The organism is Microbacterium protaetiae, from assembly GCF_004135285.1.
Classification (GTDB): Bacteria; Actinomycetota; Actinomycetes; order Actinomycetales; family Microbacteriaceae; genus Microbacterium; species Microbacterium protaetiae.
The window spans coordinates 505,219-527,016 of record NZ_CP035494.1; the positions used below are offsets into that span (position 1 = coordinate 505,219).

Sequence of the window (21,798 nt, forward strand, 5' to 3'; positions counted from 1 at the left end):
AGCATCGCGACGGCCGGACGAATTCTGCGAGTGAACCGCCTCCACGGTGAAGCGAGCGGCGATTCTGTGCGTCGACGTCCCAAAGCGTGCCTCCCGAACATCTGCGATGCGGCCCCCCGAAGAGAACGCGAAAACGCTCCCTGAGCCGTTCCTGAGTATTCCGTTCTCTGGCCGCGCCCACAAGACCCAGTGAGAACAGAGTGAAACATGATGCCTCTGGCGTCACACTCGCGCCTTTTGTTAGTGTTCCTTACATGACAGTTCCGGTCCCCCGATCGCAGACGATCGATGCCGCAGCGGCCCCGTTCACGTTCACCGCGACATCCCGCATCGTCACCGCACCCGAAACTGCCGCCACGGCAGAGTTCGCCGCCCGCGCTCTCGCCGACGCCATCGGCCGCACGATCGCGATCGTCGAAGACCCCGCCGACGGCGACATCGTGCTCGAGATCGCCGAAGGCCCCGCCGAGTCGTACACGCTCAGCGCCGACGCGACGACGCTGCGCATCGTGGGCGGCGACGCGGCCGGGCTGTTCTACGGCGTGCAGACGCTCGTGCAGCTGCTGGCGGCATCCCGCACCATCGCAGCCCAGACGATCGCCGACGCCCCCCGCTTCGCCTATCGCGGAGTGATGCTCGACGTCGCGCGGCACTTTTTCGACGTCGCCGCGGTCACCGGCTACATCGACCGCGCCGCCGCGCTGAAATTCAACGCCCTGCACCTGCACCTGAGCGACGACCAGGGCTGGCGCATCGCCCTTGACAGTCACCCCGAGCTCGTCGAGAAGGCGAGCGACAGTGCCATCGGCGGCGACGCCGGCGGATTCTTCACGAAAGACGACTACGCCCGCATCGTCGCGCACGCGGCGAGCCGGCACATGATCGTGGTGCCCGAGATCGACGGCCCCGGGCACACACACGCCCTCGGCCTGGCTCATCCCGAACTCGTCGAGGCGCCGGTGATCACCCCAGAAGTCGCCGAGGTCGTCGAAGCCTTCGGGGGTGGGATGCCGCAGCCCGGCGCGCCCTACACGGGTTTGGCGGTCGGCTTCTCGTCGGTGAAGATCCGCGACGAGGCGACCTACGGGCTGCTCGGCGATGTGTACCGCGAGCTGGCCGCCATGACGCCCGGACCGTATCTGCACGTCGGCGGCGACGAGGCGTTGGGCACCGATCCGTCTGACTACGCGCACTACGTCACGCGTGTCACGCGCATGGTCGCCGATCTGGGCAAGACGCCGATCGCGTGGCACGAGGCGGGCGCCTCAGCCGAGCTCGCTCCCGGCACCATCGGCCAGTACTGGGGGTTCGTCACGCCCACCGACGGAATGGATGAGAAGGCGCGCACGTTCGTACGCAACGGCGCGCGGCTGATCCTCTCCCCCGCCGACGCCGCCTACCTCGACATGAAGCTCGACGCCGACAGCACCCTCGGACTGACCTGGGCCAACGGCCCCACGAGCGTGCAGGATTCCTATGGGTGGGATCCGGCTGACATCATCGACGGTGTCGGCGACGACGACATCCTCGGTGTGGAGGCGCCGCTGTGGGCCGAGACGCTGCGCACCGCAGCAGATCTCGATGCGCAGGCCTTTCCCCGCATCGCGGCGGCGGCCGAGATCGCCTGGTCGCCGGCCGACGCGCCCGAACGCACCTGGGGCTCGTTCCGCACTCGCGTGGGCGCGCTGGGCGCGCTCTGGCGCAGCCAGGGCATAGTATTCACGGCCGCACCGGAGATCGACTGGGTCTGAGATGGCCGTCGACCGCGTCATCCATTCCGCTCGTCTCGTCGATGAGGGCCGGGTCACCGAGCACGCCTGGGTGGCGTTCCACGACGGGCTCGTCGCGGGCCTGGGCACCGGTGACGACTGGCGCGAACTCTCACCACGCGAGGCCGACGACGCGGGCGAGGCGTGGCTGACGCCGGGTTTCATCGACATCCACGGGCATGGCGGCGGTGGCGCAGCCTATGACGACGGGCCCGATGCCATCGCCGAGGCCCGTGCCCTGCACCGCACGCACGGCACGACGCGCGCGGTGCTCTCGCTGGTGACCGCCTCGATAGACGACCTCGCCGCCCGCGCGGCCATGGTCGGCGAGCTCTCCGCTGCCGATGCGACGATTCTCGGTTCGCACCTTGAGGGGCCGTTCTTGGATGTCGGGCACAAAGGCGCGCACACGCCGGCGCTGCTGCGCGCGCCCGATGCGGCATCCATCGACCACCTGCTCGAGGCGGGCGCCGGCAGTATCCGGCAGATCACTCTCGCTCCCGAGCTTCCCGGCGGCCTCGACGCAGTCCGCCGCTTCGCCACGGCCGGGGTCGCGGTCGCGGTCGGACACACCGACGCCGACCAGGCGATGACCCACGCCGCTTTCGACGCGGGTGCCACGATCCTCACACACGCGTTCAACGCGATGCGCGGCATCCATCATCGTGCTCCCGGGCCGGTGGTGGCGGCACTGAGTGACGACCGTGTCACGCTCGAGGTCGTCGCCGACGGCACGCACGTGCACCCTGATGTGATCCGGTTGCTGGCCGGCGGCGCCCCGGGCCGGGTCGCGCTGATCACCGACGCCATGGCGGCCGCCGGCGCGCCCGACGGCGCGTACACGCTCGGCGGCCTCGAGGTCTCGGTCGTCGACGGCGTCGCGCGTCTGGTCAGCGATGGCACCATCGCCGGATCGACGCTCACGCAAGACGCCGCCGTCAGACTCATGGTGCATGAGGTCGGGATGCCGCTGCCCGACGCTGTCGCGGCCGCCACCGCGGTTCCCGCCGCGGCCATCGGCGTCGCCGACCGCTTCGGCTCGCTCACGCCCGGGCACGCCGCCGACGCCGTGCTGCTGGACGAGCGGTTGACCGTGCAGCGCGTGTGGGTGGACGGGGCGCCGATCTGACCGGGCGTTGGTAATGCCTACCGGGCGTTGAGCGAGCGAGCGCAGCGAGCGAGTCGAAACGCGCCCACCCGCTCCCTTATCCCGCACCGCGCGTCGACCCCTCGCCCGGCGTCGCGTCTCAGATCGCGGTCAAACGAGCACCATAGTCTCGCGAACCGCCGTGTTCGCCCGCCGCGTTGCGGGCCCGCGCGAGGGCGGGCTGCGGCATCCATTCTTCTGGGCGTCACGACGGGGTCGGCGGCCTCTGCAGACCGCCGACCCCGTTGCTGCCGATCGCGGGTCCCGACCGGCCCCCGCACTTCTCCCCCCGAAGAAGCGCAGGCCGCGAGCGGCGGAGGCGTTCCCCCTGAACGCTTCCGCCTCTCACCGACTGCCTTCGGGCGACAGCCACACCTGGGCTCCGCCCCCCGGAGGAGCACAGGCCTGTCGTGAAGAGAGACGCCTCTCCCCGAGATTCATGACGCGACTTCGCGAAAAAAGTTCCACAGCCTCCGAAGACACCGGGAGAGACGCGATTTCACGGCGGCGGGGATGGCGTCTCACCGGCGGGTCGGCAAGAATGGACGGTGCCGGGCACCCGAGCCCGGCCCACCCACACGCCCAGGAGAGACGATGAGAAGTCGTCGCGGCGGCGAACATCGCCCTGCGCTCGAAGAGACGGCCGACGCCGATCTCGTCGAGCTCTCGCGCTCGGGCGACACCGACGCGTTCGGTGAGTTGTGGCGTCGACACTATCCCGCCGGCATCACCGTCGCGCGATCGATCACGTCGTCGTTGGAGCCCGACGACCTCGTACAAGAGGCCTACACCCGCATCTACCGCTCGCTGCAACGCGGGGGCGGGCCCACCGGGTCGTTTCGTGCCTACCTTTTCACCAGCATCCGCAATACCGCTGCGGCCTGGGGGCGCGCACGCCGCGAGACGGCGATCGACGAGCTCGACGCCATCGCCGATCCGGGCACCGAAGAGCAAGCGGCTGAGGACGCCCTCGACCGCGGGCTGACGCATCAGGCATTCCGCAGCCTGCCCACGCGCTGGCAGGAAGTGCTCTGGTACACCGAGATCGAGCAGATGAAGCCTGCCGAGGTGGCGCCGCTGCTCGGCATGAAGGCGAACGCCGTCGCGCAGCTGGCCGTGCGCGCCCGCGAGGGTCTGCGCGCGGCGTGGGTGCAGGCCCATCTGCGCTCGGTCGCTGACGGCTCGGACTGCCAGTGGACCATCGAGCGACTCGGAGCCTATGCGCGCGGAGGCCTCGGTAAGCGCGACAAGGGCAAAGTCGAACGGCATCTGCACGCCTGCGCGCGGTGCGCAATCGTCGCCGCCGAGGCGAAAGACGTCTCCGACCGCCTCGCCCTGGTGCTTCTTCCGCTGACTCTCGGCGCCGGCGCGGCCGGTTATGCCGCCTGGCTGCAGCTGGGCGCTCCGGTCACCGCGGTGGCCGGGATGCCGTCGGGCGTCGTGCAGGGCGCCGTGATCGCCGGAGGTGTCGAAGGTGCGGGCGTCGGTTCGGATGCCGGGGCTGGTGCTGGTTTGGGCGCCGGGGCTGGCGTCGGTTCGGGCGGCGGTTCCGGCGGCGGAGCGGGTGGCGCCGGAGCGGGTGGCGGTTCGGGCGTCGGTTCGGGCGTCGGCGGGGCGTCGGGTGGAGTTTTCGCCGGCGCGGGTGCAGTCGCCGGCCTGGCCGCCGCCGGTGTGCTGGTCGCCGCGACCATCGCCGTGGGCGCTCTGGTGATCCCGCGCACGTTGACAGCGCCGTCGTCGGCCGATGCCCAGTCATCGGCGAACGGCACTGTCCCCCACGCACCCACACCGAGTGCCGACGTCGTCGGTGAAGAGCCCGACCCGCACAATCTTCCGACTGCGCCGCCCGAAGAGCCACCGGCATCCCCTCCTGTGCCGAAACAGCCGAATGTTCCCGCTCCGGACGAGCCGGATGAGCCGGATGCGCCTGAGGCGCCTCCCGCCGCTGACACGGTCACCACCGAGCCGGTGGTCGCAGAGCCGGTCGAACCCGCCCCCGAGCCGGTCGCCGTCGATCCGCCGGCCGAGGTCACGCCGCAGGAGCCGGCTCAGCCAGGTGACACGGACGAGCCCGGCGATGTCACTGACCCGGGCGGGACTACCGACCCCGGTGACACCGACCCCGGCGACATCGACCAGCCCGGCGATGTCACCGACCCGGACGACACCACCGACCCCGGCGACACCGACCAGCCCGGCGAGACCACCGACCCCGGCCAAACCACCGACCCCGGCGACGGCACTGGCCCCGGCGAAACCACCGACCCGGGCGACACAGACCAGCCCGGCGATGTCACCGACCCGGGCGAAACCACCGACCCCGGCGACGGCGACCCCGGCGACACCACCAACCCCGGCGAAACCAGTCCGCAACCCGCGCGTACTCCCCTGAGCATCGGGCCGGTGTCTGCGGCTTTTGACACCAGATTCAGATGGGTGATCACAGTTCCCCTCACCGGTGCCGCCGGCGAGGATGTCACCATCGCCCTCGGCAATCGCGACCCGCACACCGTCACGCTCGGCGAGACCGGACAACAGTCGATCGAACTTCGTCCTACCCTTGCTGAAATTCTGGCGGACGCCCCCATCACATTCCAGTACGCCGAAGACGATGTGCCCACGATCACGACGTCAGTTCTCGAGCTCAGTGACGGCGCGGTCCTCCCCCTGCCGGACGCGCCCGACGGCGACACAGACGACGTCTCGGCCACGTTGCCCGATCCCGGCCGCATCCAGCCCGCGGAACCGACGCCAGTCGAATCGCTCGCCGATGTGCCCGCGGCATCCGCACTATCGATGCGCGCCGAGGTGGCGCACGCGGAGGCGACGCCTGCGGCCATCGAACAAGCCAACGACCCCACGTTGTCGTCCCCGGATGCCACTTCGTCGTCTCCCGACACCGCGTCATCGTCTCCCGACACCGCGTCATCGTCTCCCGACACCGCGTCACCGGTTCCCGACACCGCGTCATCGTCTCCCGACACCGCGTCATCGTCTCCCGACACCGCGTCATCGTCTCCCGACACCGCGTCATCGGCTGCCGATTCCCCCGTGTCGACGTCCGCTTCCGATACGTCGAACACCGACTCCTCCGACGATGCGTCGCCCGACGGGAAGACCGCCGGCGTGGCGCCCGCGGCAGCCGCGACGGAGAACACCACACCGGCCACAGACGACACGGCGGCCGCCACCGACAACAACACCGCTCCGGCCACAGACGCCGACACCACCACCGCCGCCGCACCTGTCACCGCTGACGATGCAGCGCCCGTCACCGCAAACGACGCTGCTTCAGCGCCCCCGCAGTGAAGGCCTCCGACTCGAACCTTCCGCCGTCCGTCGCGTCCGCGTCGGCCGCGGGTAACGCGTGCACGACTTCGACAGCGTACTCAGAACGGGGTAGCGCACGCAGATTTGAGCAGCGCGAGACACCCCGCTGGCCGCCGTGCCGCGCCGCATCGTGCACGCGCTACCCGAATCCGCATCCGCGCACGCAAATCACAAGCACGAACGCAGAAACGGGCAGCGCGACGCGCAGTCGCCGCAGAACTCCCCCGCGAACGCAGAACCGACTAGCGCCCGCAGATACGTATAGCGCGAGACACCCCGCTGAGCGCCGCACCGCGCCGCATCGTGCACGCGCTACCCGAATCCGCATCCGCGCACGCAAATCACAAGCACGAACGCAGAAACGGGCAGCGCGACGCGCTGTCCCCGCAGAACTCCCCCGCGAACGCAGAACCGACTAGCGCACACAGAAGGCCCCCGGGCACGCAGAACGCCCTCGCGGACGCAGAACGAGGCAGCGCGAGGCATCCGCGACGTCGTCTCGCCAACCACCGAGCGTGCCCCACCCCACACCGAGCTCCGGATGGCCTGGCCCGAGTGCTGTGCACACGAACGCGGCGTAGAGCACCGCGGCATCCTCTCCTCCCCAGGCAACCAAATCGCCCATTATCACGGCAGTTGTCCACAGATCGCACGTGCGGCCGCCACGGCCACCCTCGGCGCGGGCAGCATCGTGTGCATGGCAACGTCCGTCACATCCGCCCTGGTCCCCGTCGAGTCCTCGCTCCAGCTCATTCGGCGGTCTGACCGTGCGCTCGAGTTGATCGACGACCGGCGGCTTCGTCGATCGATCGATTCCGGAGAGTGGACACGCGTCGTCCCCGGCGTATTCGCCCCGTCCAAGGATTGGGCGGCGCTCAAGCCGATCGAGCGACATCGCACGCTGGTCGACGAGACGGTGCGCCGGCTCCAGCATCCCGCCGTCGTGTCCCACTTCGCGGCGGGTTCCGAATGGGATATCGACGTGCTCGGATCGTGGCCGAATCGGGTGGATGTCACGACTCCGCGTCGCTCGGGCGGGCGATCGGGCGGCACCGTGCAGCGTCACGCGCTCGGGCTCGAGGGCGTGGAGCGCGTGCCCTGGGGTGATCACGAGATCACGACACCGGCCCAGACAGCACTCGACCTCGCGAGAGTGCTGCCCTTCGTCAGGGCGGTGAGCGCCGTCGATCAGGCGATATGGTCGGAGCGTCCCGGCGGGCCGTTGACGACGCTCGCCGACATCCGCAAGCTGCTCGAGAGCAGTGCCCCGAGCCGTGGCGACGCGCGGGCGCGTCGCGTGCTCGACTTCGCGAACCCGCTCGCTGCGAACGTGCGCGAATCGCAGAGCCGCGTCGTCGTGGTGCAGCTGGGGTTTCCGATGCCGCTGATACAGGTTCGGCGCACTCTGCGCAGTGGACGCCTCGCGATCGCTGACCTCTTCTTCGAGCGCGAAGACCACTGGTGCGAGATCGATGGCCGGGGCAAGTACCTCAGCCCGGAGTTCGGAGCAGACCGCAGTTCCGCTGAAATCGTCATCGATGAGAAGAACCGCGAGAACGAAATCCGCCGCGAAGTGCGTGGGTTCTCCCGGTGGGAGGCTCTCGAAGCCGACAACCCACGGCGAATCTGGGACATCCTCACCGGAGACGGAATGCCATGCTCACGGCCGCGGCCGTGAGGGATGCCGCAGCGCACGACTCGCGTCAGAGGATCGCGAACACCGCGCCGCGCGGCGCGTGATAGTGCGAAGCAGAACGGGATAGCGCACGCAGAACGGGATAGCGCGACGTACCCCGCGAACGACGCCAAATCGCCCGCGCTACCCGAATCCGCATACGCGCACGCGAATGACATGCGCGAACGCAGAAAAGGACAGCGCGAACAACACCACCACGCCAAACGGGATAGCGCACGCAGAACGGGATAGCGAACGCAGAAAGAGACAGCGCGACGTACCCCGCGAACGACGCCAAATCGCCCGCGCTACCCGAATCCGCATACGCGCACGCGAATGACATGCGCGAACGCAGAATAGGACAGCGCGAAGAACACCACCACGCCAAACGGGATTGCGAACGCAGAACGGGGTAGCGAACGCAGAACGGGATAGCGCACGCAGAACGCGACAGCGCGACGTACCCCGCGAACGACGCCGAATCGCCCGCGCTACCCGAATCCGCACACGCGCATGCGAATGACATGCGCGAACGCGGAAAAGGACAGCGCGAACAACAACGCCCCGTCAAACGGGACAGCGCACGCAGAACGGGACAGCGCACGCAGAACGCGACAGCGCGACGTACCCCGCGAACGACACCAAATCGCCCGCGCTACCCGAATCCGCACACGCGCATGCGAACGACATGCGCGCACGCAGAAGAGGACAGCGCGAGGAAACCCTGGCCCATGCACAACCAAGCACAGCCGCGCGCGCCCAGCGCGCCACCCCGACGAAACCTCCAGACACCGCCGCGTAGACTAGGGGCATGCCCTCCCCCGAACACGCCGAGGTCGCACCCGGCGTGCGCACCCCGCTGACGGCGGTTGACATCCTCGCTGTCGTCTGTGAGCTGTTCGCCTTCTTCACGCTGGCATTCTGGGGCTTTGCGGGCTGGGCGTTCCCGTGGAACATCGTGCTCGGCCTCGGCCTGCCGATCGTCGCGATCTTGCTCTGGGCGCTTTTCGTCTCGCCGCGGGCCGTGATGCAGGTGCATCCGTTCGTCCGTGCCGTGGTCGAGCTGCTCGTGTATGCGAGTGCCACGATCGCGTGGTGGGATATGGGCCAAGCCTGGATCGGCCTGATCTTCGCCGTCGTGGCCGTCACCGCCGGAGTCATCGCCGGGCGCCGCCGGTTCGCATGACGGATGCGGGCGGGACGACCGGTGCACACAGCACCGAGGTCGTCGCCCGCCTGCGCAATGCTCTCCACGACCGTGTCGACACGTCGCCCGATGCGCTGACCGCGGCGCGCGCCGACAAATCGGGTCACGCATCGGCGGGCACTCCGCTCGCGGTCGTGCATGCGGCATCCATCGCCGATGTGCAGGCGACCATGCGCATCGCCGCCGAGACCCGCACGCCGGTGGTCCCCCGCGGCGCCGGGACCGGCCTGGCCGGCGGGGCGAACACCGGCACCGGTGAGATATCGCTGTCGCTACGCAGCATGGACCGCATTCTCGACGTGCGCCCCGACGACCTGCTGGCGGTAGTCGAGCCGGGCATCCTCAACGCCGATCTCAACGCGAAACTCGAGTCGCACGGCGTGTGGTGGGCGCCCGATCCGGCCAGCCGCTCGATCTCGACGGTGGGTGGCAACATCGCCACCGGCGCCGGCGGGCTGCTCTGCGCGAAGTACGGCGTGGTGCGCGACGCGGTGCTCGCCCTCGACGTCGTGCTGGCCGACGGCCGCCTCATCCATACGGGGCACCGCAGCGTGAAGGGCGTCACCGGACTCGACCTGACGAGCCTGTTCATCGGCTCAGAAGGCGTGCTGGGCGTGGTGGTGGGCGCAACGCTCAAGCTGCGCCGCCTCGCGCCCGGCCAGGTGCACACGCTGGCCGCTCTCTTCCCCGATGTGCGCACGGCCGCGGCCGCATCCGCCGCCGTCACCGCCGTCGGTCTGCAGCCGTCGGTGATGGAACTGATGGATGCCACGTGCCTGGCCGCCGCGCATCGTCTGCTGCATCTCGCGCCGCCCGCGGGCGGCGCGCAGCTGACGGTGCAGACTGACGGTGCGGCATCCGCCGACGAAGCCGCCGCCATCGCCGACGTGCTGCGTGCCGCGGGCGGCCAGGTCGAGACCGCACGTGACCAGGCCGAGGGCGAACGCCTGCTCGAGATACGCCGCGCCATGCATCCGGCGATGGAGACGTTGGGCACCACGCTCATCGAAGACGTCGCAGTGCCCCGCAGCCGCCTGGCGGAGATGTTCGACGAGATAGCGCGGGTCGAGCGCGAGCACGGCGTCGTCATCCCCACCGTCGCACACGCCGGCGACGGCAACCTGCACCCCAACTTCATTTTCGAGGGCACCGAGGTGCCGCAGAAGATCTGGGATGCCGCCGACGACCTGTTTCACGCCGCCCTGCGCCTGGGCGGAACCCTCACCGGCGAGCACGGCATCGGCGTGCTCAAAAGCCGGTGGCTGGCCGCCGAGCTCGGCGACGACCAGTGGCAGCTGCAGCGCAGCATCAAGACCGTGTTCGACCCGCTGGGCATTCTCAATCCCGGAAAGGTGTTCTCCGAATGACTGCCACCATCCGCGTCAGTGCCGCCGTTGTGACGGATGCCGGAGGCCGCGCGCTTCTGGTCCGCAAACGGGGCACCGGCATGTTCATGCAGCCGGGGGGCAAGCCCGAGCCGGGTGAATCCCCCGTGCAGACACTTGTCCGCGAATTGAAAGAAGAGCTCGGCGTGCGCGTGCGCACCGGCTCGCTGCGCGCCCTCGGCCGGTTCACGGCGGCCGCCGCGAACGAGGCAGGGCACGACGTGGTCGCCGACGCCTTCGCCCTGCACCTCGCCCCGGCGGCGGTGCGCCCCGCCGCCGAGATCGACGAGGCGCGATGGGTCACGGCCGACCAGCTCGGCACCCTGCAGATAGCGCCGCTCAGCCGCGACATCCTGCTCCCCCTCATCTGGCGCGCGCGGCGCGCAAGCCGGGGTCCGGTGGTCGTGCCGGCGCTCTGACGCGCGGCATCCCCCGCTCCTCGCCCAGGGCGAGGAGAATGGCCGAGGCGAGGACCGGACGGCGACATCGCGTCCTCGCCTGGGCAGATCCCCTCGCCCGAGGCGAGGGCGGAGGGGAAGGAGCCTTGAGATCCGCCCTCTACAGCTCCTGCCAGGCCGGCTTGTTGTCCCAGGTGTAGCGGTAGTAGTCGGCGAAGCGCAGACGGGATGCCGCGGCCTCATCGACGACCACGCTCACGCGCGGGTGCAGCTGAATCGCCGATCCGGGCAGCGATGCGGTGACCGCGCCCTCGACGGCCCCGGCGACCGCCTCGGCTTTGCCCTCGCCGAAGGCGAGCAGCACGAGGTGACGGGCGCGCAGGATGGTGCCGAGCCCCTGCGTGATGCAGTGCATGGGAACCTCGTCGATCGAATCGAAGAAGCGCGCGTTGTCCTGCCGGGTCTGCGCGGTCAGGGTCTTCACGCGCGTCGACGACGCGAACGACGACCCGGGCTCGTTGAAGCCGATGTGCCCGTCAGTGCCGATCCCCAGAATCTGCAGTTCCACGCCGCCTGCCGCCGCTATCGCCGCCTCGTAGTCGTCGCCGGCGTGCTCGATGGTCTCCAACGCGCCGTTGGGCACCTGGATGCGCTCGGGATCCAACCCGAGCGGCTCGACCACCTCGCGGCGAATGACGTTGCGGTAGCTCTCCGGGTGAGCGGGGTCGATGCCCACGTACTCGTCGAGCGCGAATCCACGCACGCGCGAGACATCCAGCCCCGCCAGCCGAGCCGGCAGCGCCTGATACACCGGCAGCGGGGTGGAGCCGGTCGCAAGCCCCAGCACGACCTCGGGATCGGCCGCGATGAGCGCGGCGATCTCGTCCGCCACGAGCGCACCCGCGGTCGCGGCATCCGGAACAATGACGACTTCAGCCATGGAACACAGTCTCCCTTGTATCGCGCTCGCGTGCCGCCCCGACCAGCGCCGCACCCAGCGCCGCCGCCGGCGAACCGGCCGGCAGCAGCTGCACACGTCCGGGCAGGTGCAGTGAGCGCATGAATTCGGATGCCGCGGCGCTGGCTTCCAGCTCGGCCCGCACGCCGTCCATCAGTCTGTCGCCGAGGCCGCTGAGCCCGCCGCCGATCACGACGACGTCGACATCGGCGGTCAGCACGAGAATGCGCACCGCAGCAGACACGCCGATCATGAGGTCGGCGCGCAGCGCCTGAGCGTGCGGGTCGGCGCGATCTGCGGCATCCAGCATGTCGAGCACCGGCAGCGGGGCGGGCCTGCCCCAGCGGCGCGCGATGGCCGCCCCTCCCGACAGCGCCTCGACGCAGCCGCGCTGACCGCACGTACAGATCGGGCCGTGCGGGTCGACGGCGATGTGGCCGACTTCGCCGGCGGTGCCGTGGGCGCCGGTCCACAGGGTGCCGTCGCTGACGATCCCCGCGGCGACCCCGGTTCCGAGGTTGAGAAAGGCCATCGTGCCACCGGCCCCGCCGCGCAGCGCGTCGGCGCCGAGCGCGGCCGCCTTGACATCGTTCTCGACGCTGACCGGCACGCCCAACCGCGGCGCTGTCGCCGCGGCGAGGTCGAGATCGGCGATGCCCAGGTTCACCGCGTGCAGCACATGCGACGATCCGGGATGCACTTGACCCGGCATCCCGACACCCACCGATTGGATGCCGCCACGCTCGACACCCGCGGCCACGAGGGCCTCGACGGCGTCGACGACCGTCTGCACCACGCCGTCGGGTCCCCACCCGGTGGCCAGACGCACCCTGCCGGTGATGGTGCCGGCGGCGTCGACGGCGACGGCGTCGGTCTTGGTGCCGCCGACGTCCAATCCCACTCTCATCGGCCGTCCTCCCCACAGGAGGCGGCTCTCACACGCTCGTTCATCAGCCCTTGACCGCCCCCGCCGACATCCCGGTGACGAGATTGCGCTGGATGATCAGGAAGAAGATGACCGCCGGCAACGAGAAGATCACCGACGCCGCCATCTGCGCGGCGTAGTCGATCGGCTGGTTGGGCACCGCGAACGAGGCCAGCCAGACCGGCAGGGTGTACATCGTCTGGTCCTTCATGAACACATAGGCGACCAGATAGTCGTTCCAGGCAGCGATGAACGAGAACACGCTCGATGCGATCACGCCGGGGGCTACGAGCGGAAACAGCACCCGCCACATCACCGTCCACGTGTTCGCGCCGTCGACCTCGGCGGCCTCTTCGACCTCTTTCGGAATCGCCAGGAAGAACCCGCGCATCACCCATATGGAGAACGGCAGCGTCAGGGCCACATAGGCCAGAATCAGTCCGATGTAGTGGTTGAGCAGGCCCAGCCGGTTGAACACCAGGAACTGCGGGATCAGCAGCGCCGTGCCCGGCAGCATCTGCACGGCCAGGATGAGCACGAGGATGACGCGGCGCCCGCGGAAGCGGAAGCGCGAGAGCGCCGCCGAGGCGAACATCGCCAGCACGATGGCGAACACCAACGTCACGGCGACCACGATCACCGAGTTCTTCAGATTCGTGAAGAACGTCGTCTGCGTGAGGGCGTTGACGTAGTTCTGCAGGCTCGGGTTCTTCGGCAGAAACTCGGGAGTCGCATTCAGCACGTTCCACGGCTGCTTGAACGAGGTCAGCACCATCCAGTAGACGGGGAAGATCCAGATCACCGAGACGACGATGGCCAGGATGTTGCTGCCGGTGCGGTGCTTGCGTCGCCGCCGGCGGCGCACCGGAGTCGCGCCGGTAGGGGCGGTGCCGACGGGTTCGTCGGTGGTCAGGGCGGTCACAGGTCCTCCCCGGAGCGCAGAAGCCGGCGGATGTAGAAGCCGGTGATGATGAGAAGAATGAGTGTGGTCACGACCGAGATGGCCGCGCCCGTTCCGATCTTGAAGCTGACGAAGGCCTGCTTGAAAGTGAACACGCCCAGTGTCGCGGTCGTGTTGTCAGGCCCACCCTGGGTGACCAGCCAGATCTGGTTGAAGACGTTGAAGTCCCAGATCACCGACAAGATCGTGATGAGGATGAGGCTCGGGGCGATGAAGGGCAGCGTGACGTTGCGGTAGATGCGCCACTCGCTCGCGCCGTCCAGGCGCGCCGCCTCGTAGTAGGCCGGATCCACCTGGGTCTGGGCCGCATAGACCGTCAGCGCGATGAACGGCACCGCCTGCCACACGATCAGCAGCCAGATGCACAAGAAGCCCAACCACGTGTTGGCGGCCCAGTTCGTCTGGGTCAGGTCGCCGAAGATGCGCAGCTGTGTGAGCAGCCAGTTGATCACGCCGTACCCCGGCTGGAACAGCCAGTTCCACACCTGAGACGAGGCCACCGTCGGCATCGCCCAGGCGAAGATCAGCGCGATGGTGAGCACGTAACGCATCACCGTACCCAGCCGTGTGAGCAGGTTCGCCAACACGAGTCCGATGAGAACCGAGCCGGCCACCATCGCCGCGGTGAACCACAGGGTGCGCCACAGCGATGCCCAGAACTCCGGGTCGGTGAAGATCTTGGTGTAATTGGCAACGCCGACCGAGTCGTAGGCGCCGGTGATCACCGTGCGCGCGTTGGCGTCGGTGAAGGAGAAGAGCACAAGCAGGGCGATGGGCACGACCGTCAGCGCGATCATCACGAGCCCCGCCGGGGTGAGCATCACCCAGGGTGCTATCCGCTTGCGCCGTCGCCGGCGAGGGCCGCCGGGCTGCCGCGGCGCGTCGAGCGCCGCGGCAGCCGTGCCCTCGCCTGCGGCCAGAGCCGCAGTCGGGGTGTTCATCGGTATTCCTCCTGGGTTCCGAAGGGAACCGAATCGAGGCTGACTGTGCGTCAGCCGTTCAGCGTGCTGTCGAGCGTGGCATCCATGTCCTTCGCCGCATCAGCGACCGACTTGCTGCCGCTGGCCACCGAGGAGAAGAACTGCTCCATGTTCTTGTTGCCCTCGATGGTGCCCCAGCCGGCGGCACCCGGTGTGGCGCGGGTCACACCGGAGGCGTCGTAGAAGCCCTGGGTGAGGGTGGTCGCCTTCGTGGCCCACTCCGCAGCGAGTTCCTTGGTGTTCGGAATCCAGGGCTGCGCAGCCAGCGCGTTCTGGATGTCGGGGCTTGCCGCGATCTTGGTCCACACCAGCGCGAGATCCTGGTTGGGCGACTTCTGAGCGATGCCCCAGACCTCACCACCACCGAAGTTGTACGCCGGGCCGGATCCACCTGCCGTGTTCGGCAGGGCGAACGTGCCCAGGTCGTCCTCGGTGATCTTGCCGTTCGAGCCCGACACGACCAGTCCGGCGTCCCACAGCGCACCGATGATGGTCGCGGTCTTGCCGTCGGCCATGATCTGGTCTTCGTTCGGCTTGTCGGTGTTCAGCGTCTGGCTCGCCTTGCTCGAGTACGCGTTCTGGAAGGCCTTGAACTCGTCGAGGCCCTTCTGCGCCTCGGTGCTCGAGAACGCGCCCTTCCAGGTGCCGTCGTCGCTCGTGGCGATGTCCCCACCGGCGTCCCAGACCCAGCTCATTCCGGCGTACCAGAACTGTCCGGGCAGGTAGAACGGCGAGAAGTCGCTGGCGGAGTTCTTCGCCTTGATCTTGTCAAGATCGCTCTTGAGCTCGTCGTAGGTGGTCGGTGCCGTCGTGACACCGGCATCCGCCCACATCTTCTTGTTGTAGATGACGGCGCGGTTGCCCACGAACGACGGCACGGCGTAGAGCTTGCCGTCGAAGGTGGCGGGGCCGGCCAGCGAGTCGACCCAGGTGCCGCCCTGCTGCAGCTCGTCCTTGTAGGCGCTCAGGTCCATCAGGCCACCGGTGTTCGCGTAGCCCGCAACCTGCGTGTTGCCGATGTCGACGACATCGGGGGGCGTCGTGGTGCCCAGCGCCGTGGTCAGCTTCGTGGTGATGCCGTCCCAGGCCTGCACCTGAACGTCGACCTTCGCGCCGGTCTGTGCCTCGAACTCGTCGTTGACCTTCTTCATCACCTCGTCCGAGTAATCCCCGGTCATCGCCCAGACGGTCAGCGTGCGACCGCTGCCGTCGACGGTGCCGATGGTCTTGCTCGTGTCGGGCGTGCTGGTGTCGCCGCCGTTGCCGCCGTTGCCGGCGCTCGAGCACGCGCTGAGCGCCAGCGCGGCTGCGATGCCGGCGGCGCCGACCGCAACGATGCGTGATGTGCGCATTCTGTCTCCTTGTTTGCTTCTCTTGGTAGTGGGTGGGTCGGGCGACCTACCCGGGGGGATCTGCGGGGCGGCTAGGACACCCCGAGTTGTGCGGACAGGACCATGACCGCGGCGCCGCGCAGGACGATGTCCTCGCCTTGTGCGGTCATGCGCACCCGAATGCCCTCGTGGATCTTCGCGAGGGTACGGGTTCGAAGAGTCTCGACCGTGGCCGCAGAGAACGGGCCGTCGAGAAGATCGCTGGGGCCGGAGAGGATGACCTCCGACAGGTCAAGCGCGCCCACGACCGGCGCCAGGGCGATGCCCAGCCGCTCGCCGGCGTCGCGCAGCACGCCCTCACGGGCGGAGGGGGTGGATGCCTCGGCCAGCCGTGCGGTCAGAGTGGGCACCGAGATCCATGCCTCGAGGCATCCCACCTTCCCGCACGAGCAGCGCGGACCACCGTCGGTGGCCACCGTCACATGGCCGATCTCACCGGCGGCGAAACGGCTGCCGACCATCGGGCGGCCGCCCGAGAGCAGGCCCGAGCCGACGCCGCGCCCGACCCGCACGACCATGACATCGTCACCGGCTCCCCCGAACGTGTACTCGGCGAGCACCGCGGCGTTCGCATCGTTGGCGACGATGATCGGTACATCGAGCGCCGCGCGCAGCGCGCCCTCGAGATCGAAGCCGTTCAACCCGAGGTTCGGAGCCGTGATGACCACGCCCGACGCATCGACGATGCCCGGAGTGCCCACGCCGATGCCCAGCACCGGCGCGTGTGAGTCGGCGACCAGCTCGCCGGCGAACGCGACGATGGCGCCCACCACGTCGCCGTCGGCGCCGGGGTGCGGAATCTCGCGCCGCACCACGATCGTGCCGTCGAGTGTGAGCACGCCGCCCACGAACGACGAGGTGCCCGAAAGGTCGAGGCCGACGATGCGGTGACCCTCGTGATCGAGGTCGACGAGAATCGCGGGCTTGCCGGGGCGCGAGATCTCGCGCACCCCCTTTTCGGCGACGAATCCGTCGGCGATCAGCTCGGCGACCAGGTCAGAGATCGTCACCCGGGTCAGCCCGGTCTCACGCGACAGGTCGGCGCGACTCATGGCGCCACCGTGGAAAAGCGTCTGCAGCACCAGCGACCGATTGTGCGCGCGAGCGTGTTCGGGAAGCACCTTCGCGCCATGACGCGGATGCCGCGGCGCGGCCAATGCGTAGCCGGCGGCGCTCCCCTGCTCCGGGGAGGAAGGGCCGCGTCGCGCTTCCGAGGTCGACATGTTTGTTAGTACACCTTACGAACACGGCCGACGCAAGCTTTCACACCATTTTGCATAGCGGCTTTACAAAAACGTTACCTTTTCTTGACCGTCGCAGCACGTCTTCGGGCTCTCACTCCAGGCTTCCTGACAAGCGTGTCGATTAGCATGGTGACCGGGGAAGACTTCGGGGGTGATGTCCGTGGGCGAAGTGTCACGGGAAGAGGGCGACGCGAGCACGCAGACCTATGCGTGGGCGCCGACGCCGCCACCCAAGCGCAAGCGGCATCTCGGTCTGTGGATCGGGGCGCCGGCAGGCGTGGCGCTGGCCGGCGTGATCGCCGCCTCGCTCGTGCTGATCGCCCCCGGCACCGCTGTCGCCGGCGTGCAGGTGGGCGGAATGACGCCGGGGGCCGCCGCCGCCGCCATTCAGGCACAGCTCGATCGCACCGCCATCGAGCTGACCGGCGACGGGGTCGACGCGACCCTCACCGGCGCCCAGCTCGGCGCCACCGTCGATGCGCGCGCCCTCGCCGACGCGGCCTACAGCGACCACCCGATGTGGAAGATCGGGGCGTGGTTCTCCGACACCGCGCACGCCCAGGTCACCCTCGACCACGACACCGCCGAGGCGGCACTGCGCAAGGCAGCGCCCGCGCTGTTCGAAGACGCCAAAGACGCCACGGTCACCTTCGACGACAAGAGTGAGAAGTACGTGGTCGGCGAGGCCGAGAACGGCGCCGGCGTCGACTTGGACACCATCGCCACCGGCCTACAAGACGGGTTCGCCGCCGGCAAGGCCGCGGTGCCCGTGGCGGCGACTCAGGTGCCCACCGACCCCGCGATCTCCACCGACACCGCGAACAAGACGGCGAAGCAGCTCAACACTCTTCTCGACAAGGTCGGCTTCTACGTGGGCGACGAGCGCACCGTGCCCGTCGATCGCGCGGTTGCGGCATCCTGGCTCATCGTCAGTCCCCGCGATGGATCGTTCGACATCACCGCCGACGCTTCGGCCATCGACAAGGTCGTGGCCACCCTGGCGAAGAAGGTCGACCGTGCCCCGCAGAACGGCACCGCGATCACCAACACCGCGGGCACCGTGCTGCGCACTGACCAGCAGACGCTCGACGGACGCAAACTCGGCGACACCACCGGCATCGCCGCCGCCTTCGCTTCGCAGCTGGCCGCCGGAGACAGCGTCTACAAGCTGAAGGTCGACGTCGACAAGGCGACGACCACGAAGATCTCGCGCTACGCGGTGGTCGATCTCAGCGAACAGCGCGCGTACTTCTACCAGAACGGCAAGCTCTGGAACAGCTACCTCGTCTCCACCGGAGCCGCCGGGCACGCCACCCCCACCGGGCACTTCACCGTTTTCGCGCACGTGCCTCTGCAAGACATGGGCTGCGTGCCCGGGTATGACTACTGCACCAAGAACGTGCCGTGGGTGACCTACTTCGCCCCCGACATCGGGTTCCACGGGACGTACTGGCACCACAACTTCGGGCACGTGATGAGCCACGGATGCGTGAACATGCCCATCAGCACCGCCAAGACGATCTACGACTGGGCGCCCGAGGGCATGGAAGTCACCGTCCAGCCCTAGCCTCGGCGCGTCTCGGTTCGCCGCGCGAGTTGCCCCCCGGTTGCCCGAGTTGTCCCCGGGTTGCCCGACTTGTCCCCCGGTTACCCGATTTGCCCCCGGGTTGCCCGAGTTGTCCCCGGGTTGCCCGAGTTGCCCCCGGGTTGCCCGAGTTGTCCCTCGGTTGCCCGAGTTGTCCTCGGGTTGCCCGAGTTGTCCCCCGGTTGCCCGAGTTGTCCCCCGGTTGCCCGAGCTGTCCCCCGGGTTGCCCGAGTTGTCCTCGGGTTGCCCGAGCTGTCCTCGGGTTGCCCGAGCTGTCCCCCGGTTGCCCGAGCTGTCCCCCGGTTGCCCGAGCTGTCCCCCGGTTACCCGAGTTGTCCCTCGGTTGCCCGAGTTGTCCTCGGGTTGCCCGAGTTGTCCCCCGGTTGCCCGAGTTGCCCCCGGGTTGCCCGAGCTGTCCCCCGGTTACCCGAGCTGTCCCCCTGGCCCGAGGACAGGTCGCGCAACACCAGGACAGCTCGCGCAACAAGTGGACAAGTCGCGCAACCCCAGGACAAGTCGCGCAACAACGGGGCAACTCGCGTGGGTGGGGCGAGGGAGAGACAGAGAGACGGAGAGAGACAGAGAGAGAAGAGGGGGGATGCCGCGGCATCCCCCCCCTCTTCTACTTCAGGCCGTCGATGATCGCGTTTAGCGTCTCGGAGGGGCGCATCGCCTGGGCGACCAGCTCGCCATCGGGGCGGTAGTAGCCGCCCAGCTCGACGGCCTCGCCCTGCACAGCGACCAGCTCGTCGACGATCTTCTGCTCGTTCGTCGCCAGCGCCTCGGCCACCGGAGCGAACGCGGCCGCCAGCTCAGCGTCATCGGACTGACCGGCCAGCTCTTGCGCCCAGTACAGCGCCAGGTAGAAGTGGCTGCCGCGGTTGTCGATGGTGCCGAGCTTGCGTCCGGGCGACTTGTCGTTCTCCAAGAACGTCCCCGTCGCACGGTCGAGCGTGTCGGCCAACACCTGCGCCTTGGCGTTGCCGGTCGTGGTCGCGAAGTGCTCGAGTGACGCGGCCAGCGCGAAGAACTCGCCCAGCGAGTCCCAGCGCAGATAGTCCTCGCTCAGCAGCTGCTGCACGTGCTTGGGCGCCGACCCACCAGCACCGGTCTCGAACAGCCCTCCGCCGGCCAGCAGCGGCACGATCGAGAGCATCTTGGCGCTGGTGCCGACCTCGAGAATCGGAAACAGGTCGGTCAGGTAGTCGCGCAGCACGTTGCCGGTGACCGAGATGGTGTCCAGCCCCTGCCGCAGGCGCGCGAGCGAGTACCGCGTGGCCTCGGCCGGGGGCAGGATCGTCGTGGTCACCCCAGCGGTGTCGAGCTTGCCGAGGGTCTCGGCGACCTTGGCGATCAGCTGCGCATCGTGCGCGCGGTTGGCATCAAGCCAGAACACCGCGGGGTCGCCGGTGGCGCGGGCACGGGTGACGGCGAGCTTGACCCAATCGCGCACCGGGATGTCTTTGGTCTGCGTGGCACGCCAGATGTCGCCGGCTTCGACGACGTGCTCGATGAGCACCTCGCCATCGCCGTTGACGACCTGCACGCGCCCGGCCGAGGAGATCTCGAACGTCTTGTCGTGGCTGCCGTACTCCTCGGCGGCCTGCGCCATCAGGCCCACGTTGGGCACGGTGCCGATGACGGCCGGGTCGAGCGGACCGTTCGCGATCACGTCGTCGATCACGGCCTGGTACACGCCCGCATACGAGGAATCGGGGATGACGGCGAGGGTGTCTGCCTCTTCACCCTCGACCCCCCACAGCTTGCCGCCGTTGCGGATCAGGGCGGGCATCGAGGCATCCACGATGACATCCGAAGGGACGTGCAGGTTCGTGATGCCCTTGTCGCTGTTGACATACGACAGCGCGGGGCCGCGCTCGAGGTCGGCGGTGATCGCCGCGGCGATCGCGTCGCCGCCGTCGACCTTGCCCAGTCCGCTCAGGATCGCACCCAGGCCGTTGTTCGCACTCAGACCGGCCTTGACCAGCTGCTCGCCGAAGCGATCGAAGACGTCGGCGAAATACGCCTTGACGACATGACCGAAGATGATCGGGTCGCTGACCTTCATCATCGTCGCCTTCAGGTGCACCGAGTAGAGGATGCCGTCGGTCTCGGCTTGCTCGATGGTCTCGGCCAGGAACGCGTCGAGGGCCTTTGCCGAAAGGAACGTCGCGTCGACGATCTCGCCGGTGAGCACCTTGAGCCCGTCTTTGAGGACGGTCACCGTTCCGTCGTCGGCGACATGCTGGATCGTGAGGACATCGTCGTTGGGGATGACAACGGCCTTCTCGTTGGTCTTGAAGTCGTCGTGGCCCATCGTCGCCACGCGGGTCTTCGACCCTGCGGGGAACGACTTGTTCGTGTGCGGGTGCTTGCGCGCGTAGTTCTTCACCGACAGCGGCGCGCGGCGGTCGCTGTTGCCCTGGCGCAGCACGGGGTTCACCGCCGAACCCTTGACCCGGTCGTAGCGCGCGCGGACATCTTTCTCTTCGACCGTCGACGGCTCGTCGGGATAGTCGGGGATGTCGTAGCCCTTGCCCTGCAGCTCGGCGATGGCTGCCTTCAGCTGCGGGATCGAAGCCGAGATGTTCGGCAGCTTGATGATGTTGGCCTCGGGCAGGGTCGCGAGACCGCCGAGTTCGGCCAGCGCATCGCCGACCTGCTGCTCGGGGGTGAGGTTCTGCGGGAACGCGGCGAGGATGCGCCCGGCCAGCGAGATGTCGCGGGTCTCGACATCGACCCCGGCCTGGCCGGTGACGGCCCGGATAATGGGCAGGAACGACGCCGTCGCCAGGGCGGGCGCCTCGTCCGTGTAGGTGTAGATGATGGTGGAATCGGTCACC

General features: G+C 68.7%; 15 protein-coding genes and 1 pseudogene. 8 read left to right on the forward strand and 8 right to left on the reverse strand.

The genetic code is table 11. The features are described 5' to 3' along the window. Positions 1-254 precede the first annotated feature (254 nt). The 3 genes and pseudogenes from ET475_RS02245 to ET475_RS18360 all read left to right on the forward strand — a co-directional run. Positions 255-1,751 carry a family 20 glycosylhydrolase gene (locus tag ET475_RS02245; RefSeq protein ID WP_129385619.1) on the forward strand — a complete coding sequence of 499 codons (1,497 nt, stop codon included), beginning with the start codon at positions 255-257 and terminating at the stop codon, positions 1,749-1,751. 1 nt (position 1,752) lies between these two features. After that, the gene (nagA, locus tag ET475_RS02250) at positions 1,753-2,898 is read left to right on the forward strand and encodes an N-acetylglucosamine-6-phosphate deacetylase (RefSeq protein ID WP_129385621.1); all 1,146 of its coding nucleotides are present in this window, start codon (positions 1,753-1,755) and stop codon (positions 2,896-2,898) included. Between the two features lie 612 nt (positions 2,899-3,510). Next, positions 3,511-4,197, forward strand: a pseudogene (locus ET475_RS18360) (sigma-70 family RNA polymerase sigma factor); the annotation flags it as partial. 767 nt (positions 4,198-4,964) lie between these two features. Here ET475_RS18360 and ET475_RS18365 read toward each other — a convergent pair. Then, positions 4,965-6,191 carry a hypothetical protein gene (locus ET475_RS18365; RefSeq protein ID WP_422879937.1) on the reverse strand — a complete coding sequence of 409 codons (1,227 nt, stop codon included), beginning with the start codon at positions 6,189-6,191 and terminating at the stop codon, positions 4,965-4,967. A 752-nt stretch (positions 6,192-6,943) separates the two neighbouring features. On the opposite strand from ET475_RS18365, the gene ET475_RS18045 reads away from it, so the two are divergent. From ET475_RS18045 to ET475_RS02280, 4 genes are all read left to right on the forward strand, one after another. Further along, the gene (locus ET475_RS18045) at positions 6,944-7,924 is read left to right on the forward strand and encodes a hypothetical protein (RefSeq protein ID WP_242497736.1); all 981 of its coding nucleotides are present in this window, start codon (positions 6,944-6,946) and stop codon (positions 7,922-7,924) included. 808 nt (positions 7,925-8,732) lie between these two features. Beyond that, entirely contained in the window at positions 8,733-9,107 is a 375-nt protein-coding gene (locus ET475_RS02270; protein WP_129385627.1) for a YrdB family protein, read from the forward strand. Beyond that, a complete protein-coding gene (locus ET475_RS02275; protein WP_129385630.1) occupies positions 9,104-10,495 on the forward strand; it encodes an FAD-binding oxidoreductase in 1,392 nt (463 codons plus the stop codon). The genes ET475_RS02270 and ET475_RS02275 overlap by 4 nt, the downstream gene beginning before the upstream one ends. Continuing rightward, positions 10,492-10,932, forward strand: a complete 441-nt coding sequence (locus ET475_RS02280; protein WP_129385632.1) for an NUDIX hydrolase — start codon at positions 10,492-10,494, stop codon at positions 10,930-10,932. Before ET475_RS02275 ends, ET475_RS02280 begins: the two co-directional genes overlap by 4 nt. Positions 10,933-11,071: 139 nt before the next feature. On the opposite strand, the gene ET475_RS02285 is transcribed toward ET475_RS02280, so the two are convergent. The 6 genes from ET475_RS02285 to ET475_RS02310 form a co-directional block, all read right to left on the reverse strand. Next, positions 11,072-11,851, reverse strand: a complete 780-nt coding sequence (locus ET475_RS02285) for a glucosamine-6-phosphate deaminase (protein ID WP_129385634.1) — start codon at positions 11,849-11,851, stop codon at positions 11,072-11,074. After that, positions 11,844-12,776, reverse strand: a complete 933-nt coding sequence (locus ET475_RS02290; protein ID WP_129385636.1) for an ROK family protein — start codon at positions 12,774-12,776, stop codon at positions 11,844-11,846. Before ET475_RS02290 ends, ET475_RS02285 begins: the two co-directional genes overlap by 8 nt. 43 nt (positions 12,777-12,819) lie before the next feature. Next, on the reverse strand, positions 12,820-13,716 hold the full coding sequence (locus ET475_RS02295) for a carbohydrate ABC transporter permease (RefSeq protein WP_207205391.1): 897 nt from the start codon (positions 13,714-13,716) through the stop codon (positions 12,820-12,822). Continuing rightward, on the reverse strand, positions 13,713-14,696 hold the full coding sequence (locus tag ET475_RS02300) for a carbohydrate ABC transporter permease (RefSeq protein ID WP_129385638.1): 984 nt from the start codon (positions 14,694-14,696) through the stop codon (positions 13,713-13,715). Before ET475_RS02300 ends, ET475_RS02295 begins: the two co-directional genes overlap by 4 nt. Positions 14,697-14,746: 50 nt before the next feature. After that, positions 14,747-16,087, reverse strand: coding sequence for an extracellular solute-binding protein (locus ET475_RS02305; protein ID WP_129385640.1), 1,341 nt, complete (start codon positions 16,085-16,087; stop codon positions 14,747-14,749). A 71-nt stretch (positions 16,088-16,158) separates the two neighbouring features. Continuing rightward, the gene (locus tag ET475_RS02310) at positions 16,159-17,349 is read right to left on the reverse strand and encodes an ROK family transcriptional regulator (RefSeq protein ID WP_129385642.1); all 1,191 of its coding nucleotides are present in this window, start codon (positions 17,347-17,349) and stop codon (positions 16,159-16,161) included. 175 nt (positions 17,350-17,524) lie between these two features. On the opposite strand from ET475_RS02310, the gene ET475_RS02315 reads away from it, so the two are divergent. Beyond that, positions 17,525-18,937: a L,D-transpeptidase family protein gene (locus tag ET475_RS02315; protein ID WP_242497826.1), complete on the forward strand. Its 1,413-nt coding sequence runs from the start codon at positions 17,525-17,527 to the stop codon at positions 18,935-18,937. 640 nt (positions 18,938-19,577) lie between these two features. Here ET475_RS02315 and ET475_RS02320 read toward each other — a convergent pair. After that, positions 19,578-21,797, reverse strand: coding sequence for an NADP-dependent isocitrate dehydrogenase (locus ET475_RS02320; RefSeq protein WP_129385646.1), 2,220 nt, complete (start codon positions 21,795-21,797; stop codon positions 19,578-19,580). Position 21,798 lies beyond the last annotated feature (1 nt).

Coding starts and splice junctions, on each gene's coding strand:
- ET475_RS02245 (WP_129385619.1), top strand. CDS start 255: ATGACAGTTCCGGTCCCCCGATCGCAGACGATCGATGCCGCAGCGGCC.
- ET475_RS02305 (WP_129385640.1), bottom strand. CDS start 16,087: ATGCGCACATCACGCATCGTTGCGGTCGGCGCCGCCGGCATCGCAGCC.
- ET475_RS02275 (WP_129385630.1), top strand. CDS start 9,104: ATGACGGATGCGGGCGGGACGACCGGTGCACACAGCACCGAGGTCGTC.
- ET475_RS02285 (WP_129385634.1), bottom strand. CDS start 11,851: ATGGCTGAAGTCGTCATTGTTCCGGATGCCGCGACCGCGGGTGCGCTC.
- ET475_RS02300 (WP_129385638.1), bottom strand. CDS start 14,696: ATGAACACCCCGACTGCGGCTCTGGCCGCAGGCGAGGGCACGGCTGCC.
- ET475_RS02310 (WP_129385642.1), bottom strand. CDS start 17,349: ATGTCGACCTCGGAAGCGCGACGCGGCCCTTCCTCCCCGGAGCAGGGG.
- ET475_RS02290 (WP_129385636.1), bottom strand. CDS start 12,776: ATGAGAGTGGGATTGGACGTCGGCGGCACCAAGACCGACGCCGTCGCC.
- ET475_RS18045 (WP_242497736.1), top strand. CDS start 6,944: ATGGCAACGTCCGTCACATCCGCCCTGGTCCCCGTCGAGTCCTCGCTC.
- ET475_RS02280 (WP_129385632.1), top strand. CDS start 10,492: ATGACTGCCACCATCCGCGTCAGTGCCGCCGTTGTGACGGATGCCGGA.
- ET475_RS02270 (WP_129385627.1), top strand. CDS start 8,733: ATGCCCTCCCCCGAACACGCCGAGGTCGCACCCGGCGTGCGCACCCCG.
- ET475_RS02315 (WP_242497826.1), top strand. CDS start 17,525: ATGTCCGTGGGCGAAGTGTCACGGGAAGAGGGCGACGCGAGCACGCAG.
- nagA (WP_129385621.1), top strand. CDS start 1,753: ATGGCCGTCGACCGCGTCATCCATTCCGCTCGTCTCGTCGATGAGGGC.